Below are 15,622 nucleotides of genomic sequence, written 5' to 3' on the forward strand. Positions count from 1 at the left end.
CGGTGGTCCGCCGCGGAATGCGACGGTTGCGGTTTCAGTTTGCGAGGCCGCCGAAATGCGGGATGTGCGTTTACGCACATGTTTTGGCGAAAGGCCGTTTTGCCCGGTCAGTGGCTGCCGAAGTGGCCTGTCCACTTTCTTTCGTAGTCCATTTTTGCGAAATGCGCCGCCATGAAGTCGATGAAGCTGCGCACCTTCGCCGACAGGTGCTTGCGGCTCGGGTACGCCAGGTTGATGGTCAGGTGTGGCAGGTCCCAGTCGTCCAGCGTGGGCACCAGCCGGCCGGCCACGATGTCTTCGTAGACGATGTAGGTCGGCTGCACCAGGATGCCCATGCCGTCGAGCGCGGCGGCGCGCAGCACCTGGCCGTCGTTCGATTCGAGCAGACCCGTCACCGACACCGTGTGCGTCTCCCCGCCACGGCTGAAGCGCAGCTCGTTCGGGTTGTTGGCGTAGGTGTAGATCAGCAGCTTGTGCTGCTTCAGCTCGTCCAGCGTCTTCGGAAAACCGTGCTGCGCAAAGTAGCGCGGCGATGCCGCCAGGATGCGCCGCGTTTCGCCGAGCCGGCGGATCGTCACGTTCGAATCGGGCTCGTACTCGCGCGTGCGGATCGCCACATCGATGTTGTTGTCGATCAGGTCGAAGTAGCGGTTTGCGGCCTCCACGTGCACCGTCACGCCCGGGTAGCGCTGCGTGTATTCGCGCAGCAGCGGTGCGATGTGATGGATCGAGAAAGAAAGCGAGGCCGTCACGCGCAGCACGCCGGTGGGATTGAGCGCGGTGGCGTTCACCGTCGATTCGGCGTCCTCCAGGTCGGCCAGGATGGTGCGGGCGCGGCCGCAGAACTCGCGGCCGGTGTCGGTGAGGTACAGGCGGCGCGTATTGCGCTCGACCAGCCGCGCGCCCAGCCTTTCTTCGAGCGCACTCAGGTGGCGGCTCGCGGCGGCGTTGGAGAGGCCCAGCGCCTCGGCCGCGCGGCTCAGGCTGCCGGCATCGGCGATCTGCACGAGCAGGGCGATTTCGGTCCAGCGGTCCATGGGGTGGTGTCTCCGGGCTTGTTTTTCAGGGCTGGACGATTTTGGCGCAGGGCAGGCTCGACCGTTCCGCTGGGCGGAAAAATCATTTGCGCCCTGGTGCTTTCGTGTGAGCGGCGTGCGGCCTACAGTGCGCCGAGACAACATGGAGACAGCCACGATGCGCAACCTCAACCAGGACAACATCACCCAGGCCGTGCTCGCGCGCTTCGCCGATACCCCCAGCCCGCGCCTGCACGAGATCATGACCAGCCTGGTGCAGCACCTGCACGCCTTCGCCCGCGAGGTGAAGCTCACCGAGGAAGAGTGGTTCCAGGGCATCCAGTACCTCACCGCCACCGGCCAGAAGTGCGACGACAAGCGGCAGGAGTTCATCCTGCTGTCCGACGTGCTGGGCCTGTCGATGCTCACCATCGCGATGAACAACGACAAGCCCGCCGGCTGCACCGAGGCCACCGTGTTCGGCCCCTTCTACTTCGAGGGCGCGCCCGAGTACGAGCACGGCGACGACGTGGCCAACGGCGCTGTAGGCGCGCCCTGCGACGTGTTCGCCACGGTGCGTGGACTCGACGGCGAGCCGGTGGCCAATGCGGTGGTCGACGTGTGGCAGGCCGACGAAGGCGGCCACTACGACGTGCAACACCAAGGGCTGGATCACGCAGAGAACCGCGGTCGCCTGCGCACTGCGGCCGATGGCTCGCTGCACTTCCGCAGCGTGCTGGCCGAGGCCTATCCGATCCCGGTCGATGGGCCGGTGGGCGACCTGCTGCGTGCGACCAAACGCCACCCATGGCGGCCCGCGCATCTGCATTTCAAGATCGAGGCGCCGGGCTACGAACGGCTCATCACCCACGTGTTCCGCGACGGCGACCAGTGGCTCGACTCCGACGCGGTGTTCGCGGTGCGGCAGTCGCTGGTCGCGCCATGGAAGAAGCAGGACAACGGCCGCTGGCGGCTGGACTTCGACTTCGTGCTCAACCCGTTGAAGCAGCCTGCCTGATCCAAACAAAAAACAATGAAGGAGACAACGCAAATGACAGACACCCTGCAGCAGGAGCTGCTGATCCGCCGGATGATCGAGCGCTGGGCCGTGTGGCGTGACGCTGGCGACTGGGAGCGCTTCGCCACTGTGTGGCACCCCGATGGCGTGATGATGGCCACCTGGTTCCAGGGCCCGTACACCGAGTTCATCCGCGTCACGCAGGAGGGCTGGGCCAAGGGCGTGAGCATCCTGCACTTTCTGGGCGGCTCGGCCGTCGAGGTGGCTGACGAGCGCGCCATCGCGCAGACCAAGATGACCATCTCGCAGCGCGGCATGGTCGAGGGCGTGCTGTGCGATGTGGTGTGCACCGGCCGTTTCTACGACTTCGTGGAAAAGCATGGCGGCGAATGGACGCTGCTGCACCGCCAGCCGATCTACGAGAAGGACCGCATCGACCCGGTGGACCCTGCCGCCACGGTGAAGCTCGATGCAGCCGTGCTGGCCGACCTGCCCGAAGGCTATCGCCACCTTGCGTACATCCAGCAGCGCATCGGCTACACGGTGAAGCTGGACATGCCGATGCTCAAGGGGCCGGCGGCGGAGGCGCTGTACCAGCGCGGCGCGCGCTGGCTCGCTGGCGGCGCACTCGAGCGCTGAACGGCCATGGACACCACACTCGACCGCCGCAGCGTCATGGCTGCGGCGCTGGCGATGCTCGCCATGCCGAAACTCGTGCTTGCACAAGACTGGCCTGCGAAGCCGCTCAAGCTCGTCGTGCCGCAGCCACCCGGCGGCGGCTTCGACTTTGTCGGCCGGCTGCTTGGCGAGCGTCTGTCGCGCGCACTGGGCCAGCCCGTGATCGTCGACAACCGCTCGGGTTCCGGCACGGTGGTCGGCACCGACTTCGTCGCCAAGGCGCCGGCCGATGGCTACACGCTGCTGGTCGGCTCGGTGTCGAACCTCGCGCTCAACATGGGGCTGTACAAGAACCTGCCCTACGACTCGCTGCGCGACTTCGAGCCGCTGGGGCTGGCCGTGGCCTACAGCTACACGCTGATGGCGCGGAAAGACCTGCCGCAGGCCACGCTGAAAGACGTGGTGGCGTTTGCCAAAGCCAACCCGAAGAAGCTCAACTACGCATCGGCGGGCAACGGTTCTGGACAGCATGTGATCGCGGCGGCGCTGTGGCAGCAGGCCGGTGTGGAGCTGACGCACGTGCCGTATCGCGGTGCGCAGGCGGCGTATCAGGATCTGCTCGGTGGGCGGGTCGATCTGTTCTTCGATCTTTCGCCGACGGCGCGGCCGCAGGTGGTGGCTGGCAACGCGAAAGCGCTTGCGGTGTCGGGTGCATCGCGGCTGCCGACGCAGCCTGACGTTCCCACCATTGGCGAGACTGGCGTGGCGAAGCTGGAGCTTGAATCGTGGTTCGGCCTCTTTGCTCCGGCGAAGACACCACCGGCGGTGCTGGAGCGACTGCGTGCCGAGCTTGCAAAGGTCATCGCAATGCCTGAGGTGATGGATTCGTTCGTGAAGGCCGGTGGCAAGCCGCTCGCGCTGTCGCAGTCTGACACGCACGCGCTGGTGCGCAAGGACGTGGAGCGTTGGAGTCGCACGGTGCGTGAGCTGGGTATTCAGCCGGAGTAGATCGTTTCGGTTGCTCGGCTGTGTGTTGTGTTCGGGGTGCGTGCGAATGACACCGGGTACTCCCCTCCGCGAATGTCCCCCGCCTTCGGCTCCTCCTTTATTTCGCTGCGGGGAGCACCCGGTGCCATTCGCACATGGACGCGGCTGTCGTGCTGGCCGATCAACGACTGCGCTGAACGATCACGTCGATGGGGTGCCTTGCGCAGCGAAATAAAGGAGGAGGCCGAAGGCCGGGGGACATTCGCGGAGCAAGGTACCCCGTCGGCGTGAGCGCGCCCCAATCTAAAGGCCTGCTACGCTAGCGAAGCCCGCCGCCCCGGTGGGCTTTTTTCTGCGCTTCTTCTGCCCATGGCCTTTCCCCTCATCACCGACCCGCATTTCTATGCGGTCGCTATTCCCGCCGTGCTGTTGCTCGGCATCAGCAAGAGCGGCTTCGGTGCGGGCTTCGGTTCGCTCGCGGTGCCGATGATGGCGCTGGCCGTCACGGTGCCGCAGGCAGCCGCCATCCTGATGCCGCTGTTGCTGCTGATGGACGTGCTGGGCCTGGCGGCGTTCCGGCGCGACTTCGATCGCTCGCTGCTGAAGTTTCTGATTCCGTTCGGGCTGCTGGGCACGGTGATCGGCACGCTGCTGTTTCGCATGCTGTCGGCGCACACGGTGGCGGGCATCGTCGGTGTGTTCACGTTGCTGTTTCTGGCGCAGCGCCTGCTGCTTCCGCCCAAGCCCAACGACCCGCTGCCTTCGCGCGGTGTGGGCGCGGTGCTGACCACCGTTTCGGGCTTCACCAGCTTCATCGCGCATGCGGGCGGGCCGCCTATTAATGCCTATGTGATTCCGCTGCGGCTCACGCCGGTGGTCTTCACGGCCACCATGGCCTACTTCTTCTTCGTGGTGAATCTCAGCAAGTGGATTCCCTATGCGTGGCTCGGCCTGCTCGACTTTCGCACGCTGGCCACGTCGCTGGTGCTGATGCCGCTCGCGCCCCTCGGCGTGTGGGTCGGCATCCGCATCGCGCGGCGCATCGATGCGACGTGGTTCTATCGCTTCGTGTACCTGGGCATGTTGCTCACGGGCCTGAAGCTCGTCTATGACGGCTTCCTGGCCTGAGCGTGTCGGGCGAGGTCAGAGCTCGACGATGCTCTTGAAGCCACCGAAGATCATCCGCTTGGCATCGAAGGGCATGGTCTTCGGGTCCATTGCCGCGATGCGCGGGTCGGCCATGACCTTCGCGTTCACCGTGTCGCGGTGCTTGCGCGACTTGTAGACGATCCACGAGAAGGCCACGGTCTCGTCGGTCTTCAGCTTCACGCTCTGCGGAAACGAGGTCAGCTTGCCGGGCTTCACGTCGTCGGCGATGCACTCCACATATTCGATCGCGCCGTATTCCATCCAGACCTTGCCGGCCTTGCGCGCCAGCTTGCGGTAGGCCTCGACGTTGGCGGTGGGAATGGCGACGATGAAGCCGTCTACATAACGAGCCATGGGTGTTCTCCTGAATAAAGAGTGGAACCGTTGAAGAAAGAAAACCGGCGGTTGCATGGCGTGTTGCCGCTCACGATGCCGCCGTCCCCCGGGGTGCTCCTTTTCCGTCAGCCTTTTCGTTGTTCTCCATTTGCCCAGGCATGACGGTGCGAAGCAGCAAGGCCCCGATCAAACCCGCCGCCGCCGCGAACACGGCGCCGACGAGAAACGCAAGGTTGTAGCCACCGGTGAGGGCCAGCGGCATCTGCGCGCCGGCCGCTTCCATCGATGCGCTGCGCGCTGCCGCGGCGCTGGCCAGCACGGCCAGGCCCAGCGCGCCGCCCATCATGAAAGAGGTGTTGACCACGCCCGAGGCCAGGCCCGAATCGGACGGGCTCACCTCGCTCATGGCCGCCAGCAGCACCGGGTTGAAGGCCATGCCCGCGCCGAGGCCGAGCAGCATCATCCCGGGCAGCACGTCGGTCACGAAGCTGCCGTTGACCGGCGCGCGCGCGAACAGTGCCAGCCCGATGGCCGCGAGCCAGAGCCCGGCGGCCAGTGGCTTGCGAATGCCGAAGCGCATCACGATCTTGGCCGAGAGGCCGAGCGAGAACACCGCCATGATCACGTTGGCCGGCAGGAAGGCCAGCCCGATCTGCATGGGCGTGTAGTTCAGCACCAGCTGCATGTACAGCGCCGAGATGAAGAACCACGCGAACATTGCCGCGGCCCACAGCACGCCGACCACGTTGGAGACCGACACGCTGCGCAGCTTGAACAGGCCCAGCGGCATCAGCGGATGCTGCACGCGCGACTCAATGCCGATGAAGATGGCCAACAGCACCACGGCCGCGCCGAGCAGGCTCACCGTTTGCGTGGAGCCCCAGCCGGCCTCGTTGCCGTTGACCACGCCGTACACCGCGAGCATCAGCGACAGCGTGACGGTGATGGCGCCCGCAACGTCGAGCTTCTCGCCATGCGCATGGCCGCGCGCGCTGGGCAGCAGCGCCACGCACAGCGCGTACACGGCCACGCCGATTGGCAGGTTCACCAGGAAGATCCAGTGCCAGCTCAGCGTGCTCGTCAGCAGGCCGCCCAGCAGCACGCCGATGCTGCCGCCGCCCGCGCACACGAAGCCGTACACGCCCATGGCTTTTGCGCGGTCGGCCGGTTCGGTGAAGAGATTCATGATGAGCGAGAGCGACACGGCAGAGACCACTGCGCCGCCCAGGCCCTGCACCGCGCGCGCCGCCACCAGCAGGCCCTGCGAGGTCGAGACCCCGCAGGCCAGCGATGCCAGCGTGAACAGCACCAGGCCCGCGAGGAACACGCGGCGGTGGCCGTACAGGTCGCCGAGCCTGCCGCCCAGCAGCAGGAAACCGCCGAAGGTCAGCATGTAGGCGTTCACCACCCAGACCAGCGAGGTCTCGGTGAAGCCCAGGTCGGTACGGATCGAGGGCAGCGCCACATTCACGATGGTGGTGTCGAGCACGATCATCAGAACGCCGAGGCACAGCACCATCAATGCGAGCCAGCGCTTTCGGCTGTCGAGTTGGTTGGTCATGGGAAGTGCAATTCCTGTAGAGCGATGGGAGGAAGGGTCAGACCAGCGGCTTCCCGCCGTTGATCAGCCACGGCGTGCCGAAGCGGTCGGTCACCATGCCGAAGCCTTCGACCCAGAAGGTCTTCTCGAAGGGCATGGAGACCTTGCCGCCGTCGGCAAAGGCGTCGAACACGCGGCGCGCTTCGGCGACGGTATCGAGCGTCAACGCAACGCCGAAGCCCTTCATGCCTTCGTACGGCTGGCCGGGCATGGAGTCGGAGGCCATGAGCATGCCGTCGCCGTAGGCCAGGGAGGCATGCATGATGCGCTTCTTCGCCTCGGGCGGAAACTGCTCGGTGTCGGGTGCTTCGCCGATGGTCATCATCATCTGCATGGTGCCGCCGAGCGTCTTCTCATAGAAGCGCATGGCCTCTGCTGCGTTGCCGTCGAACGTGAGGTAGGCGTGGATGGGGGACATGAGGTTTCCTTGTGGGGTTACTTTTCGGTGGCCGTCTTGAGATTGGCAAGGCCTGCTTCGAAGTCCTTGCCGATCATCTGGTCCATGTTGAAGAAGATGCCCATGAGCTTTGCAACGTAAGGGCTGGGGCCATGCATGGCCCAGGTGACCTGCGTCGCATTGCCCTGGGGCTGCAGTGTGAATTCGGCCGTGTTGTGGCCTTCGAAGGGCTTGATGAAGTCGAGCTTGATCGCGACCTTCGACGAAGGCGTCGACTCCACGATCTCCATGCTCCCGGCGCCCGCCTTGTCGTTGCCCTCCCAGGCGTAGGTTGCGCCCTTGCCGCTCGCCGTGCCGCCGAAGGTGCGCTTCATGGCGGGGTCGAGCTTCTCGTAGGGCGACCATGCGCTCCAGCGGTGGAAGTCGTCGATCATCGGAAAGATCTTGTCGGCCGGCGCGTCGATGCGCGCAGTGCGTTCCACGCGGAAGGTGTCGGGCCGGGTGGCGGCGAAGATCAGCAGTGCGGCGATCGCGAGCACGATGACGAGGGCGATTTTCTTGAGCATGTCGGGAGCTTTTTCGGAAGATGGATTGGAGCGTGCGGGGAATCAGGTGGGGTGCGCGACGACCAGCAGCCAGCCCACGCCGAAGCGGTCGGTCAGCATGCCGAAGTTCGAGGTGAAGAAGGTCGGCACCAGCGGCTGCATGACCTGGCCGCCTTCGGCGAGTGCGTTGAACCACTTGACGACTTCGGTGTCGGTGTTGGCGGTGAGCGCGAGCATGATGCCCTCGAACTTCGCCTGTCCCGAGCAGCGGCCATCGGAGGCCATCAGCTCGGTGTCGCCGATGCGGAACACCGCGTGCATCACCTTGTTTGCATCGGGTGTGCCGCCGGCACAACCGGCTTCGGCGTTCTCTGAAGGGGCTCCTGCAGGCGCTTCGCTGTAGCGCATGAGCTGCACGACCTCGGCGCCTAGCGCCTTCTTGTAGAAGCCGAGCGCTTCGTCGCAGCGGCCTTCGAACGAGAGGTAAGACTGGACTTTCATGGCGATTCCTTTGGATTGGAGAGGTGACTCGGAGGCCCCCGGTGTCATGGGCCGCAAACAATCGGATTACTTTGTGTACACCGTCCACAAAGAATAACAGGGATAATGGACAGTGTCCACATGGAATTGCAATGAAGCTCAACAACGTCCCCGACAGCCTGCCGCCCGCCCGCAGCACTTATCGCCACGGCGACCTGCGCAGGGCGTTGCTGGACGCGGGCATTGAACTGGCGCGCGACGGCGGCCCCGGCGCGGTGGTGCTGCGCGAGGCCACGCGGCGCGCGGGCGTGGTGCCCAACGCGGCGTACCGGCACTTCGGCAGCCGGCAGGAGCTGTTGCTCGCGGTGCGCGAGGCGGCCCTGGCCGCGGCGGCGACCGCGATGGAAAAGGAGCTGGCGGTGCTGCCCTGCGACCAGCCGCCGGCAGACTTCGCACGGGCGCAGGTGCGCGCCGTCGGCACCGCCTATCTGCGCTTCGCGCAGGCCGAGCCGGGTCTGTTCCGAACGGCCTTCGTGATCTCCGACGAGGGTAGTGGCGAACTCGGCCCGGGCAAGGCGGGCGCCGGTGGACTGGACCCGTTCCAGCTGCTGGGCAAGGCCATCGACCGGCTGGTGGACGCCGGCGTGCTCGACCCGGCGCGGCGCCCGAATGCCGAATATCTCGCGTGGAGCGCGGTGCACGGGCTGGCGCTGCTCATCATCGACGGGCCGCTGCGCGAGATGCCGGCCGAGGCTGCCCACAGCCTTGGTCAGCAACTGATCGATATGGTTGAAAGAGGCCTGTAGGAAAGAAGGCCCGGAGCCTCAGAGGTAGATTTTCTGCAGCAGCCGGATCAGCGTCTCGCGTTCCCGCGCGGTCAGCTTGGCGCTGGCGTCGGCTTCGAGCTGGATCACGGTCTGCTCGGCCTCGCGGACCAGCGCTTCGCCAGCCGCCGTGAGATGCAGGCCGACGGCGCGGCCGTCATGCGGGTGGGGGCGGCGTTCGATCAGGCCCCGGCTGTCCAGCGTGGCCACCAGGCTCACGAGGTTCGGCGGCAGGATGTCCAGCGCGTTGCACAGCTGCCGCGACGTGGCGCCCGGGTTGTGCGCCAGCAGCGACAGCACTGAAAAGTCGATCTGCTTCAGCCCGTAGGGCGCCATGCGCTCCGCAAAGAAGGCGCTGACGATCAGCCACGCTCGGCGCGCGTTGTAGCCGACCAGGGTTTCGAGCATGCGTGCGTCGAGCCGGTCCTGCTTGCCTTGCGGCACTACGGCCTGCTCGCCTTTCGCGGGGGCGGATTTCGGGGAGGGTGGCATGGCCCGAGCGTAACCGCGAGTGGATGCATGCGAGCGATTCGAGTGGCTAGTTGGCGACACCCGGGGGCGTCGCGGCATGATGGCTCAGGGCCACCGTCTCGCAGGCCCGCTTGACGATGCCCAGGCGCATTTCGAACTCGGGCAGCACCCAGCGGCGAAAGGCGGCCGCCGCCCGGGCCTTGTCAGCGTCCTGCGGCGCCACTGCCTCGATGCGCGCCCAGGCCCACGCCATCATCGCGAGCATCGTCACGCGCAGGTAGTCGTCGGCCACCTCGTAGGGCAACACGGGGTTGGCATGCGCCGCCATCGCGACGGTGGTGCCTAGGTAGCGCAGCTGCGCCAGCCGGCGCTGCACGTCGGCATCGGCCTCGCGCGAGGCGTCGAGCGTGTCGCGCAGTTCGAGCAGCACGGCTGACATGCCCACGCCGCCGTCGGGCAACACCTTGCGCACCAGCAGGTCGATGGCCTGGATCTCGTTGGTGCCCTCGTAGATCATGGTCACGCGCGCGTCGCGCACGATCTGCTCGATGCCCCACTCGCGCACGTAGCCGTGGCCGCCGAACACCTGCAGGCATTCGCTCGCGCCGTGAAAGGCCTGGTGCGTGCACGCGGCCTTCAGCACCGGCGTGACGAACGAACACCAGCGCTGCGCTCGCTCGCGTGCCTTCGGGTCGGCGTCATGCGCGGCGACGTCGAGCATCAGCGCACTGCGGTAGGCGAGGGTGCGCGCACCGTCGATCCAGGCGCGCTGCGTATCGAGAATGCGGCGCACGGCCGGGTGTTCGGCGATCAGGTCGGCCGGCTCGCTGCCGCGGCTGGCGGGCACGGGGCCGGGGGCTCGCATCTGGCGGCGCTCGGCGGCATAGGCGTCGGCCTTCTGCCAGGCGGCGTCGAGCAGGCCGATGCCTTGCAGCGCCACGTGCAGGCGCGCCGAATTCATCATCACGAACATCGCAGCCAGGCCGCGGCCGGGCTCGCCGACCAGCCAGCCGGTGGCGTCGTCGAAGCGCATCGTGCAGGTGGGGCTGCCGTGCAGGCCCATCTTTTCTTCCATGCGTTCGCAGTGCACCGCGTTGCGTGTGCCGTCGGGCAGCAGCTTGGGTACCAGCACCAGCGACAGGCCCTTGGGGCCGGCCGGCGCATCGGGCAGGCGACACAGCACGAGGTGCACGATGTTCGGCGTCAGGTCGTGTTCGCCGCCGGAAATGAAGATCTTGCCGCCGTTGACCCGCAGGCTGCCGTCGGCCTGCCCCATCTGCGGTGTGGCGCGCGTGCGCACCTGCCCCAGGTCGCTGCCCGCATGGGCTTCGGTGAGGCACATGGTGGCGAGCCACTCGCCGGTCGCGATCTTCGACAGATAGCGCTGCTTCAGCTCCTCGCTGCCGTGGTGCTTGAGGCAGGCGTACGCGCCATGCAGCAGGCCGGGCGCCATCGTGAGGCCATGGTTGGCGGCGGCCAGCCATTCGTAGAGCACCGCTTCGAGCACCGCGGGCAGGCCCTGGCCGCCGTCTTCCGTCGCGGCCGACAGCGCGGGCCAGCCGCCGTCGACGAAGGCCTGGTACGCCTCGCGAAAGCCCGGCGGCGAGACCACTTCGCCGTCGACAAAGCGGCAGCCGATCTCGTCGCCGCCACGGTTGATGGGCGCCACCACCTCGCCGACGAAGCGGCCTGCCTCTTCGAGCACTTGCGATTGCAGGGCCTCGTCGACTTCGGCAAAGGGCGCGAGCGTCGCCAGGCGCGCGGGCGCGTCGAGCACGGCATTGAGCAGGAAGCTGACGTCTTCGGGGCGGGGCTGGTAATCCATCGGAAGCTCGGTATCAAGGCGTCGGGAGCTTGCACGCGAAGCTGCTCGCGCGTTCGGTGTCGCCGTCGGTATAGGTTGCGACTTGCGGGTAGGGGCACAGCGGCCGCGTGCGTTGCGCCGACCAGTTGGCCGGCACCTCGGCGTTGGGCACCGCCGCGCCCGTGCCGCGCGCCGAGGCGGTGACCGATGCGGGCGCCTTGCCCTGCTCGACCCAGTCGACCAGCGCGCTCAGCATGTCGAACTGGTCGGTGGCCGGGCCGCCCGCGCAGTGGTTCATGCCGGGCACCGGGAAGTAGCGTGCGAACGACGAGGCATCGCCGCCATTCGCGGCCTGCACACGGTCGTACCAGGCTTGCGTGTCGTCGGACGAGAACACCGGGTCGCTGGTGCCGTGGTAGACGATCATGCGGCCTCCGCGGTTGCGCAACGCGCCCAGGTTGGCCGCGTCGGGCGGCGTCATGAACGACAGGGCCGATTCGCGGAACACGCCATCGGTGGCCGCGATGCGCGGTGCGTCGCGGTCCATGTCGAAGCCCAGCGCAAAGGGCAGGCCCTGCGGCCGGTCGGCCAGTGGCGGCGTGCTGAAGATGAAGCCCACGGCACCCGCGTCGCGCGTCGGCGGGCTCGCGAACTTCCACTCACGCCAGTTGGCGCCGCTCACGCCCGCGTCGAACGGAAAGCTGCTGTAGATCGCCTGGCCCGCACTGTTGCGCGCGCCCTTGAACACGTCGGCGAGCGCCCTCTTCTGCGGCGCGCTGAGGCACATGCCGTCACGCGTACCCGCCGCGCAGGTGGGCACCGCCGTCTGGATGTCGAAGCGCGTCTTGCAGGCATTGACGTTCGACACGATGCCGTCGGCCAGGCCGTCGAGCGCGTCGCAGCGCTGCAGCACCTTGTCGGCCACCAGCTTCAGCTCGGCCGGCGTGAACGCGCTCTGCAGGTCGGGCTGGCCGGCGGGTGTCTTCGCGCTGGCCACCGCCGCGTATTGCTGCGCGCCGTAGAGCTGCGCGACTGCCGCCTTCGGCAGGTTGAAGCCGGGGTCGCCCGCGAGGATGCCGTCGTACTGGTCGGCCGAGCGCACGGCAGCCACCATCGCGTGCCGCCCGCCGTTGGAGCAGCCACCGAAGTAGGAGCGGTCGGGTCCGCGGCCGTAGGCCTTGGCGATCAGGTTCTTGGCCATCGGCGTGAGCTGCGCGACGGCGTTGTAGCCATAGTCGAGCCGCGCCTGCGGGTCGAGCCCGAAGCGCGGGCCCATCGAGCCCGCGTGGCCGGCGTCGGAACTGATGACGGCAAAGCCCATCTGCAGCGCGCTGCTGCGCGGGCCGCCACCGCCGATGCCGCCGAGCGCCGCCACCACGACGCCGTCGAGCCCGCCGTTGGCCTGGTAGAAGAAGCGGCCGTTCCACGCAACGGGCAGCCGCATCTCGAAGCCGATGGCATAGCGCTGGTTGTCGACGGGGCTCATGCGCTCGTTCATGTGGCCCTGCACGAGGCAGTGCGCGGGCGCGCTCATGGCCACGCCGCCGACCGTGACGGTGCCGGCCGGCACGTCGGTGACCGAGGTGTAGACCGTGCCTGGCAGCGCGGCGCGGGCGGCAAGGTCAGTGCAGGCCTGGAGCGTGCCGGGCCGCGCGGCGGCCAGCGGCGCATGCGGTGCCGTATTCGGTGCCGCGGGCCGGCCCGCGCAGGCCGCGAGCAATGCGGCAACGCCGAGCGCGGTTGCGCACAGGCCGAGGTGGACGTGGCTCTGTCGGGTCATCAAGTTGTCTCCTTGCCGCGCATGCCGCGGCTTTCTTTTCTTCTCGTCAGGCGGCTTTTCTTGCCGCGCCCAGGTAGGTGTCGATCACGCGCGAATCGACCGCGAGTTCTTGCGCCTTGCCTTCCAGGCTCACGCTGCCCATCTCGAGCACGTAGCCGTGGTCTGCCACTTCAAGCGCTGCGCGTGCGTTCTGTTCCACCAGCAGGATCGTCACGCCCGTGGCGCGCAGCGCATCGACCGTGCGGAAGATCTCCTGCACCACCAGCGGCGCCAAGCCCAGGCTGGGCTCGTCGAGCATCAGCAGCGTGGGGCGCGACATCAGTGCGCGGCCCACTGCCAGCATCTGCCGCTCGCCGCCCGACAGCGTGCCGGCCAGCTGAGCGCGGCGCTCCTTCAGGCGCGGGAACAGCGTGTAGACCTCGTCGATGCGGTCGCGCCACTGCCTGTTGCGCAGCCGCACCTGGCGGAATGCGCCGAGCACGAGGTTGTCTTCCACCGGCATGGTGCCGAACAGCTCGCGCTTCTCGGGCACCAGCGCAATGCCGAGCATCACGCGCTCCTCGAGCGACAGCGCCGAGATCGGCTGGCCCTTGAACTCGATGACGCCCTTGGCGGGCAGCACGCCCATCAGCGCATTGAGCAGGGTGGACTTGCCGGCTCCGTTCGGGCCGATGACGGTGACGACGCTGCCCTGGTCGGCTTGCAGGTCGATGCCGTGCAGCACTTCGGCGCGGCCGTAGCCGGCGTGCAGGTCGCGGATGCGGAGCAAGGGGGTTGTCATTTCAGTGCTCCGTGCCCAGGTACGCGGCGCGCACCTTGTCGCTGTTCTGCACCTCGGCGGGCGTGCCCTCCATCAGGTGCGTGCCGAATTCCATCACCACGATGTGGTCGCAGATGTCCATCACCAGTCCCATGTCGTGCTCGACCAGCAGGATGCTCATGCCCTCGCCGCGCAGTTGCCGCAGCACCTTGCCCAGCGCTTCCTTTTCCTTGTGGCGCAGGCCGGCCGCGGGCTCGTCGAGCAGCAGCAGGGCCGGGTCGGCGCACAGCGCGCGTGCAATCTCAAGCAGGCGCTGCTGGCCCATCGCGAGGTTGCCAGCGAGTTCGTGCAGCAAGTCGCCCATGCCCACGCGCTGCAGCTGGCGCTCGGCCTCGCGGAACAGCGCGCGCTCTTCGGCGCGGTCGATGCGCAGCATGGCTGCAATGGCGCCCTTGCGCCCGCGCAGGTGCGCGCCCAGCGCCACGTTTTCCAGCACCGTCATGTCCGCCACCATCTTCACGTGCTGGAAGGTGCGAGACACGCCGCGCTGCGCGATCTGCCGTGCGCCGAGCCCGCCGATGGCCTCGCCGCGGAAGCGCACGGCACCGCCCGAGAGGCCGAGCACGCCGGTCACCAGGTTGAAGGTGGTCGACTTGCCCGCGCCGTTCGGCCCGATCAGGCCGACGATCTGGCCGGCGCGCGTCTGGAAGCTGATGTCGTTCACCGCCACCAGTCCGCCGAAGGTCTTGCGGATGGCCTGCACGTCGAGCACGACTTCGCCGGCTGCCGGCTTGGCGCGCGCGGGCAGGTCTTTCGCGCCTTGCCAGTCGACGCTGCGGCGCGGACGCGGCAGGCGCCGGTCGATGAATGCCCAGAGCCCTTCGGGCAGGTACTTGAGCACCAGCACGATCATGATGCCGAACACGATCAGCTCGTAGCTGCCGGCCGTGCCGATCAGCTTGGGCAGCAGCACCTGCAGCTGGTCTTCGAGCAGCTTGACCACGCCCGAGCCCGCGATGGCGCCCCACACATGGGCCGCGCCGCCGAGCACCGCCATGAACAGGTACTCGATGCCCATCTTCAGCCCGAAGGGCGAGGGGTTCACCGTGCGCTGGAAGTGAGCGAACAGCCAGCCCGAGATCGACGCGAGCATGGCCGCCAGCACGAAGATGCCGATCTTGAAGCGCAGCGTGTTCACGCCCATGGCCTCGGCCATCTGCGAGCCGCCCGCCAGCGAGCGGATGGCGCGGCCGCTGCGCGAGTCGAGCAGGCGGATCACCGCGAACGCGGCAAGCAGCGCGAAGATCCACACCACCGCATAGAACATGCGCTGCTGCCCGACCTCGAAGCCGAACACGGTGAGGCCCTTCACGCCTAGGATGCCGTCGTACTTACCGAGTGCATCGAGGTTGCCCATGAGGTAGTACAGCGACAGCGCCCACGCGATGGTGGCCAGCGGCAGGTAGTGGCCCGACATGCGCAGCGTGATGGCGCCGATGATCGCAGCGCTGAGGCCAGTGAGCGCAAGCCCGATGAAGAGCGTGACCCACGGCGAGAGGCCGGTGTTCACCGTGAGGTAGGCGGTGGTGTACGCACCGATGCCCACGAAGGCCGCCTGCCCGAAGGAGGTGAGGCCGCCCACGCCGGTGAGCAATACCAGGCCGAGCACGGGCAGCGTGTAGATGCCGATGTAGTTGAGCTGGATGATCCAGAAGTCGGGCAGCGGCAACAGCGGCAGCGCGATCAGCACCAGGATCAGCGCGAGCGGGCCCCAGGTGCGCAGCGCGCTCTTGTCGGATGCCGGTGCCGAAGAGGAAGGGTTCAGGAGCGCTTCCAT

The 15,622-nt window shown here is 67.4% G+C and carries 16 protein-coding genes; 5 read left to right on the plus strand and 11 right to left on the minus strand.

All coding sequences use genetic code 11. The features are described from left to right. Positions 1-107: 107 nt before the first annotated feature. Complete coding sequence (locus BLV60_RS22990) at positions 108-1,037, minus strand: LysR family transcriptional regulator (RefSeq protein ID WP_093057598.1); 930 nt, start codon at positions 1,035-1,037, stop codon at positions 108-110. A gap of 157 nt (positions 1,038-1,194) precedes the next feature. On the opposite strand from BLV60_RS22990, the gene BLV60_RS22995 reads away from it, so the two are divergent. From BLV60_RS22995 to BLV60_RS23010, 4 genes are all read left to right on the plus strand, one after another. Further along, positions 1,195-2,034: an intradiol ring-cleavage dioxygenase gene (locus BLV60_RS22995; RefSeq protein WP_093057647.1), complete on the plus strand. Its 840-nt coding sequence runs from the start codon at positions 1,195-1,197 to the stop codon at positions 2,032-2,034. Positions 2,035-2,067: 33 nt separating this feature from the next. Then, entirely contained in the window at positions 2,068-2,673 is a 606-nt protein-coding gene (locus tag BLV60_RS23000; protein ID WP_093057599.1) for a nuclear transport factor 2 family protein, read from the plus strand. Positions 2,674-2,679: 6 nt separating this feature from the next. Further along, entirely contained in the window at positions 2,680-3,660 is a 981-nt protein-coding gene (locus BLV60_RS23005; protein WP_093057600.1) for a Bug family tripartite tricarboxylate transporter substrate binding protein, read from the plus strand. 348 nt (positions 3,661-4,008) lie between these two features. Then, entirely contained in the window at positions 4,009-4,767 is a 759-nt protein-coding gene (locus tag BLV60_RS23010; protein ID WP_093057601.1) for a sulfite exporter TauE/SafE family protein, read from the plus strand. Between the two features lie 15 nt (positions 4,768-4,782). Here the strand turns inward: BLV60_RS23010 and BLV60_RS23015 are convergent, their stop codons facing one another. From BLV60_RS23015 to BLV60_RS23035, 5 genes are all read right to left on the minus strand, one after another. Next, positions 4,783-5,142, minus strand: a complete 360-nt coding sequence (locus BLV60_RS23015; protein ID WP_093057602.1) for a DUF1428 domain-containing protein — start codon at positions 5,140-5,142, stop codon at positions 4,783-4,785. A 70-nt stretch (positions 5,143-5,212) separates the two neighbouring features. Continuing rightward, positions 5,213-6,685, minus strand: a complete 1,473-nt coding sequence (locus BLV60_RS23020; RefSeq protein ID WP_093057603.1) for a DHA2 family efflux MFS transporter permease subunit — start codon at positions 6,683-6,685, stop codon at positions 5,213-5,215. Between the two features lie 37 nt (positions 6,686-6,722). Beyond that, positions 6,723-7,142 (minus strand): VOC family protein, encoded by a 420-nt coding sequence (locus tag BLV60_RS23025; protein WP_093057604.1) that lies wholly within the window; start codon positions 7,140-7,142, stop codon positions 6,723-6,725. 17 nt (positions 7,143-7,159) lie between these two features. Then, on the minus strand, positions 7,160-7,687 hold the full coding sequence (locus BLV60_RS23030; RefSeq protein ID WP_093057605.1) for an SRPBCC family protein: 528 nt from the start codon (positions 7,685-7,687) through the stop codon (positions 7,160-7,162). 42 nt (positions 7,688-7,729) lie between these two features. Next, positions 7,730-8,167 (minus strand): VOC family protein, encoded by a 438-nt coding sequence (locus tag BLV60_RS23035; protein ID WP_093057606.1) that lies wholly within the window; start codon positions 8,165-8,167, stop codon positions 7,730-7,732. A gap of 131 nt (positions 8,168-8,298) precedes the next feature. Here BLV60_RS23035 and BLV60_RS23040 point away from each other — a divergent pair, with 131 nt between their 5' ends. Next, positions 8,299-8,952 (plus strand): TetR/AcrR family transcriptional regulator, encoded by a 654-nt coding sequence (locus BLV60_RS23040; RefSeq protein WP_093057607.1) that lies wholly within the window; start codon positions 8,299-8,301, stop codon positions 8,950-8,952. An 18-nt stretch (positions 8,953-8,970) separates the two neighbouring features. Here the strand turns inward: BLV60_RS23040 and BLV60_RS23045 are convergent, their stop codons facing one another. Genes BLV60_RS23045 through BLV60_RS23065 form a run of 5 tightly spaced genes read right to left on the minus strand, consistent with a single transcriptional unit; the run spans position 8,971 to position 15,622 of the window. Continuing rightward, positions 8,971-9,462 (minus strand): MarR family winged helix-turn-helix transcriptional regulator, encoded by a 492-nt coding sequence (locus BLV60_RS23045; protein ID WP_093057608.1) that lies wholly within the window; start codon positions 9,460-9,462, stop codon positions 8,971-8,973. Between the two features lie 46 nt (positions 9,463-9,508). Next, a complete protein-coding gene (locus BLV60_RS23050; RefSeq protein WP_093057609.1) occupies positions 9,509-11,266 on the minus strand; it encodes an acyl-CoA dehydrogenase family protein in 1,758 nt (585 codons plus the stop codon). Positions 11,267-11,279: 13 nt separating this feature from the next. Then, the gene (locus BLV60_RS23055) at positions 11,280-13,025 is read right to left on the minus strand and encodes a tannase/feruloyl esterase family alpha/beta hydrolase (RefSeq protein WP_093057610.1); all 1,746 of its coding nucleotides are present in this window, start codon (positions 13,023-13,025) and stop codon (positions 11,280-11,282) included. Between the two features lie 46 nt (positions 13,026-13,071). Then, the gene (locus BLV60_RS23060; RefSeq protein WP_093057611.1) at positions 13,072-13,806 is read right to left on the minus strand and encodes an ABC transporter ATP-binding protein; all 735 of its coding nucleotides are present in this window, start codon (positions 13,804-13,806) and stop codon (positions 13,072-13,074) included. A 1-nt stretch (position 13,807) separates the two neighbouring features. Beyond that, positions 13,808-15,622, minus strand: a complete 1,815-nt coding sequence (locus BLV60_RS23065) for a branched-chain amino acid ABC transporter ATP-binding protein/permease (RefSeq protein ID WP_093057612.1) — start codon at positions 15,620-15,622, stop codon at positions 13,808-13,810.

This window comes from Variovorax sp. YR634 (assembly GCF_900106655.1).
Classification (GTDB): Bacteria; Pseudomonadota; Gammaproteobacteria; order Burkholderiales; family Burkholderiaceae_C; genus Variovorax.